Genomic DNA, 5,424 nt, shown 5'->3' on the forward strand with positions numbered 1-5,424 from the left:
CCGCTCTTCCTGGTCGCCGTCGGGGCGGCGATCGCGCCCCCGGCCCCGGGACCGGCCGGCGGCACGGACGTGGTCTGCTACTTCACCCCCTCCACCGAGACGCGCGGCTACCCCGTCTCCGCCTACCCCTTCCGCACCGGCTACCCGTACAGCGTCCGGAGGGACACGGCGGCCGACCAGCCGTACGTCGTCGTGGGCTACCGGCACCTGCTGCGGGACCTGTGCCTCGTCCAGGCGCAGCACGTCTCGGGCCGTCCGGCGGTGGTCGTCGTCCCGGTCCTGCCGGCGCTGCCGCCGGGCAAGGAGAACGAGAGGTTCGCCTGGCAGCCGTTCAACTCCCAGGAGGGGGTCCACCGCCTGCTGCTGGAGGTCGTGCGCTTCCTGCACCGCTTCGGGTACGGCGGCTCCCGTTCCGGCACCGATTTCAGCCGGTGGCAGGGCAGCACCGCGCCGGTCGGCCCGATGCCCGCGCTGGCCGGCGCGCGCCGCAGCAGCGCGGTGCCCACTCCCCCGCCGGGGCTGGGCAACGTCACGGTCTGCGGGTTCAGCAGCGCGATCATGGGGATGTATCCGCTCCTGTCGCGGCGGGAGATCTCCCTCCCCGACCACTTCCCGCGCCACCTGTTCGGCGGCGACGCGGCGGCGTTCGACGCGGTCTGGCGCGAGTGGTGGGACCTGGACCTGGAGTTGAAGGCCGAGGCGACGGGCATCAAGGCCGCGGACTACGAGCGGCGGCTCCTGCGGTGGTTCACCGGCGGGAACGACCGCCGCCTGCGCCTCTACCACTGCGACCACACGATGGGGACCACCCCGCCGGCCCGGCGGTTCGCCGCCCTGGCCGGGCTCCCCCACAAGACCGCCGCCCTGCCCGCCCTGTCCGAGGAATGGCACGCGGACGACGGCCGCTGGAGCGCCGCGTTCTACCGGACCGCCCTCCTGCGCGCCAGGGCCCGCCCCGCCGGCGTCCTCCCCCTCTTCCCCCTGGAGACCGCCGACCCCGCCCTGACCCACCCGTTCACGGCGGCCCTCGGCTTCGGCCACGCGTCGAGGCTCCGCGCCGTCTGAACGTCCTCGGTCGCCCGGTTCAGTCCGTCGGCGGTGCGTCGGGGGCCGGGGAGGTGTCCCGGAGGGGGAAAGCCATCATGCTGACGCCCACGGGGACGGTGCCCGGCGCGTGGGCCGGCTGTGCGGCGTCGTGGAGCTCGACGGCCAGTGCGGTGAGCCGTCGTCGGACGTCCTGCCAGATCTGCGGATCCACCCACAGCTCGGCGTCGACGGTCACGCCCTCGCTCGCCTCCAGCCGGCGGCCCGCCCGTTCCCTGAGGGTGTGCGCCATGGTCTCGGCCAGCATCGGGGCGCCGTCGTGCCGGTCGGACAGCGGTGTGCCCCGGACGGTGCGGTAGCGACGCTCCCTGCCACCGCGCCGCGTGCGCTCCTCGGCCAGTTCGACCAGGCCCACCGCGTCCAGGCGGCGCAGGTGCTGGCTGGCCAGCGCGTGCGAGACGTCCAGCTCGCGGGCGAGTTCGGCGGCCGACATGGGTCCGGGCCACATCAGGCTGAGCATCCTCAGCCGCAGCGGATGGGCGAGGGCGCGGAGTACGGGATCGGTATCGGTCACATGGGCCAGTAAACCCCAGCCTCCGCTACCTCACCCTCTACCCCCAATCAAATGATTGGGGGTAGAGTCCGCGATCAAGTGCACGGCCTACGAGGGGGATACGCATGACCTGGCGCACGCTCGAAGCAGTGAAGGACCGCAACGCGGGCCTGTACCTCGGCGGGGTGATCGTCTCCGGGTTCGGCGACACGGCCATGTCGCTCGCGGCCGGGATCTGGGTCAAGACCCTCACCGGCTCCGACGCCCTCGCCGCACTGGTCGGCTTCTGCCTCTGGCTGCCGACCTTCGCGGGCCCGCTGATCGGCACGGCCGCCGACCGGGTGCGCCGCCGTCCCCTCCTGGTCGCCACCAACCTGGTCCTGGCCGCCGTCGTGACCGCCCCCGTGGCCGTGCGCTCCGCGGCGGACGTGTGGCTGCTGTTCGCCGTACTGACCTTGGTGGGAACGGGCATGGTGCTCACCGACGCGGCGCAGACCGCGCTCGTGGCCGCCGCCGTGCCCCGGGAACTGCGCGGTGACTTCAACGGGCTGGTGTACACGGCGATGGAGAGCACCAAACTCCTCGCGCCGCTGGCGGGGGCCTGGCTGTTCACCGCCTTCGGCGGGCCCGCGGTCGCGGTGCTGGACGCCGTCAGTTTCGTGGCGGCCGCACTCGCCTTCCGGTTCATCCGGGTGCGCGAGGACCTCCCCGCCACCCGCGAGAAGCAGGCGTGGATCACCCGGACCGCGGAAGGCACCCGCCACCTCTGGCGCCACCCCGTGCTGCGCCCGCTGGTCCTCACCGGCGGCGCGGCCATGGCCCTGTCCAGCCTGAGCAGTACGGCCACGTTCGCCCTGCTCGACACCGGCCTGCACCGGTCCCCCGCCTACGCGGGCGTGCTGACTCCCCTCCAGGGTCTCGGGTCCGTCGTCAGCGGGCTGGCGGCCGGCGCCCTGATGCGCCGGACGTCGGAACGCGCCTTCTCCGCGCTCGGGCTCGCGGTCTTCGCGCTCGGCGTCCTCGCCCGCGCGACCCCCTGGCTGCCGCTCGTGCTCGGCGGCAGCGTGGCCATCGGACTGGGCCTGCCCTGCGCCCTCATCGCGGCGATGACGGCCGTGCAGCGGGAGACCCCGGGCGAGCTGCTGGGCCGGGTCGCCGCGACGGCGAACACCCTGATGTTCGCCCCCACCGGGCTCGCCCTGCTGATCGGCTCCGCGATGGTGGCGGGCCTCGACTACCGGGTACAGCTCCTCACCGCCGGCGCCCTGGGCCTGGCCTGGGCCGCCGCACTCGCCCTGGCCGGCCGCCGCGGCGCTCCCCGCGACCGTGACCCGATCCACCACCCGCTGCCCGCCCGTGCGGAGTGAGAGCCCGGCCGCGCCGCGATCACCACGCCGACCGTTCGCACCGGCGGGCCGGCCGGCGGCCGTCGGTCAGTGGGCGGCCCGGGGCGGGTGCGGGTGGGGCCAGGCGTGGTGGTGTCGGTCGATGACGTAGTGGTGGTCGTGCCGCCAGCCGCCGCCGGCGCAGCGGGCGGCGCCGGTGAGGTGGGGATGGTCCGCGGGGAGGTCCGCGTGGGTGTGTTCGAGGTGCCCGGGGTCCCGTGCGGGCCAGACGGCGGCGGCGGCGAGGGCGGCCGCGAGCGCGACGGCGCCGAGGACGGCGGCGGTGACCGGCAGTCCCGCGCCGGCGGCGAGCCATCCCGCGAGGGGGTAGGTGAGCAGCCAGCAGCCGTGGGACAGGGAGAACTGGGCGGCGAAGGCCGCGGGGAGGTCCCCGTCCGAGGCGGAACGGCGGAGCACCCGGCCGCCGGGGGTGAGGACGGCCGAGCAGGCGGCGCCGATCGCGGCCCACGCCCCGAGGAGCGCCCACCAGGACCCGCCGCCGGGTGCGCCCGCCGCGAGGCCGGCGACGCCGGCGAGCACGGCCGGCAGGGCGAAGGCGCCGGTCAGCATGACGGCCCGGTCACCGGCCCGCCGCAGCAGGCGGGGCAGGAGCAGGGCCGCGAGCACGGAACCCGCCCCGTAGGCGCCCAGGGCGACGGAGACCGCCCCGGCCGAGCGATGGAAGTGGTCGCGGACCAGGACGACGGTGTCGACGAACACGATCGCTCCGGAGGCGGCGACCGCGAGGTCCAGGGCGAGCAGCGCCCTCAGCCGCGGCGTGGCCCAGAACAGCCGGGGGCCGAAGGCGGCCCGCGCAGGGACGCCGTCGGCGCGGTCCACGGGCGCCGGCACGGGCAGCACGGCGGAGAGCACCAGCACGGCCGAGGCGAGGAAGCCGGCTGCGGTTCCGGCGAACAGCCAGTCGTAGGAGACCAGGGTCAGCAGGCCGGCGGCCAGCGCGGGGCTGCCCAGGCTCTCCAGGTCGTAGGCGAGCCGGGACATCGACAGGGCCCGCGTGTAGTCGCGCTCGGCGGGCAGCACCTCGGGGATGGTGGCCTGGAAGGCCGGGGTGAAGGCCGCCGACGCCGCTTGCAGGGCGAAGACCAGGAGGTAGACCTGCCAGACCTGGGAGACGAACGGCAGGGCGAGGGCGACCGTGGCGCGGATCAGGTCCGTCCCCGCCATCAGGGCCCGGCGCGGTACCCGGTCGGCCGCCGCGCCGGCCAGCGGCGCGATGGCCACGTAGGCGACCATCTTGATCGCCAGCGCGGTCCCGAGCACCGCGGAGGCGTCCTGGCCCGCGATGTCGTACGCGAGCAGGCCCAGCGCGACCGTGGCGAGCCCGGTGCCGGTCAGGGCCACGGCCTGCGCCGTGAACAGGCGCCGGTAGGTGCGGTTCCGCAGCACGGACAGCATGGCCTCGCCCTGGTCGGGGGGATGGGGGCGGTCCCATCATAGTCAACACGTGCGCAATCGTGCACATGTTGATCACCGGGTGCCGCTCGTCCGGAGGCGGGCCGGTCAGTCGTGGGGCGGGAGGGATCCGATCTGGTGGTCGGCCACGCTGAGCGCTTCGCCGACCAGGCGGCGCAGGTGGCCGTGGCCGAGCGAGTACACGACCCGGCGGCCGTCCCTGCGGGTGGCGACCAGTCCCGCCAGGCGCAGTTTGGCCAGGTGCTGGCTGACCGAGGGCCGGGGGGCGCCGCACACCTCGGTGAGCGTGGTGACGTCCGCCTCGCCCTCGCCGAGCCGTTGGAGCAGCGCCAGGCGGGTGCGGTCGGCGAGCAGCGCCAGGATCGAGGCGGCGACCACCAGGCGCTCCCCGCCCGCCCCGCTCTGCAAGGAATGCGCAGGTGCTCCGGGTGTGCTTGAGGTCATCCGCCCATCGTAGGGCGCCCCGTGCTGGAGCAGTCCTGGAAGGCCGCTCGTCATGTGACGATCACCGCCCGACGGCCGCGCGGTCCGGTGGATGATGGCCCCGACATGACCGGATGCCGCACCAGGACGCGCCTGTGTCCGCAGCCCGAGCGGTGGCGCGGACGGTGGCTCCGGGCTGCCGTCTTCGCCCTGCTCAGCTCGGCGTTGGCCGTCGTGGGCCACCTCCTCGCCGCCGGGGACGCGGTCTCCTGGCCGCGGGTGGCGGGCGGGACGGCGTTCGCGTTCGCCCTGTCGTGGACCGTGGCCCGGACCTCGCGGCCCTGGTGGCACGTGGTCGCGGCCACCGGCCTGGCGCAGCTCGTCCTGCACCGGGCGCTGTCCGATCGGCGGTCCGCGTGCCACGGGGCCGCCCTCGGCCATGACGGCGTGCCGCAGGCCGTGCGCGCCGCCCACCGGAGCATGTGGGCGATGACCGCGGCCCACGGTGCGGCCGCGTGCCTGCTGGCCCTCCTCATGTACCGCGCGGACCGGGCGCTCGACGGCCTGCCGGCCACGGTGGGCCGC

General features: G+C 75.4%; 5 protein-coding genes and 1 pseudogene. 3 read left to right on the top strand and 3 right to left on the bottom strand.

Annotated features, from left to right (window positions below; translation table 11 throughout):
- The coding region (locus tag ACFVXK_RS36915; RefSeq protein WP_389621244.1) for a hypothetical protein at positions 1–1,065 on the top strand (1,065 nt) is incomplete at its 5' end.
- Between the two features lie 19 nt (positions 1,066–1,084).
- Here ACFVXK_RS36915 and ACFVXK_RS36920 read toward each other — a convergent pair.
- Complete coding sequence (locus ACFVXK_RS36920) at positions 1,085–1,618, bottom strand: ArsR/SmtB family transcription factor (protein WP_389621247.1); 534 nt, start codon at positions 1,616–1,618, stop codon at positions 1,085–1,087.
- 104 nt (positions 1,619–1,722) lie between these two features.
- Between ACFVXK_RS36920 and ACFVXK_RS36925 the strand changes: the two genes are divergently transcribed.
- Positions 1,723–2,964, top strand: a complete 1,242-nt coding sequence (locus ACFVXK_RS36925) for an MFS transporter (RefSeq protein ID WP_389621250.1) — start codon at positions 1,723–1,725, stop codon at positions 2,962–2,964.
- 66 nt (positions 2,965–3,030) lie between these two features.
- On the opposite strand, the gene ACFVXK_RS36930 is transcribed toward ACFVXK_RS36925, so the two are convergent.
- Together ACFVXK_RS36930 and ACFVXK_RS36935 are read right to left on the bottom strand one after the other, a co-directional pair.
- On the bottom strand, positions 3,031–4,398 hold the full coding sequence (locus ACFVXK_RS36930; protein ID WP_389621253.1) for an MFS transporter: 1,368 nt from the start codon (positions 4,396–4,398) through the stop codon (positions 3,031–3,033).
- 105 nt (positions 4,399–4,503) lie between these two features.
- The gene (locus ACFVXK_RS36935) at positions 4,504–4,860 is read right to left on the bottom strand and encodes an ArsR/SmtB family transcription factor (RefSeq protein ID WP_389621256.1); all 357 of its coding nucleotides are present in this window, start codon (positions 4,858–4,860) and stop codon (positions 4,504–4,506) included.
- Between the two features lie 105 nt (positions 4,861–4,965).
- Here ACFVXK_RS36935 and ACFVXK_RS36940 point away from each other — a divergent pair.
- A pseudogene (locus tag ACFVXK_RS36940) lies at positions 4,966–5,424 on the top strand (hypothetical protein); the annotation flags it as partial.

It is taken from the genome of Streptomyces sp. NPDC058157 (genome assembly GCF_042884105.1).
In the GTDB taxonomy this organism is placed as follows: domain Bacteria; phylum Actinomycetota; class Actinomycetes; order Streptomycetales; family Streptomycetaceae; genus Streptomyces.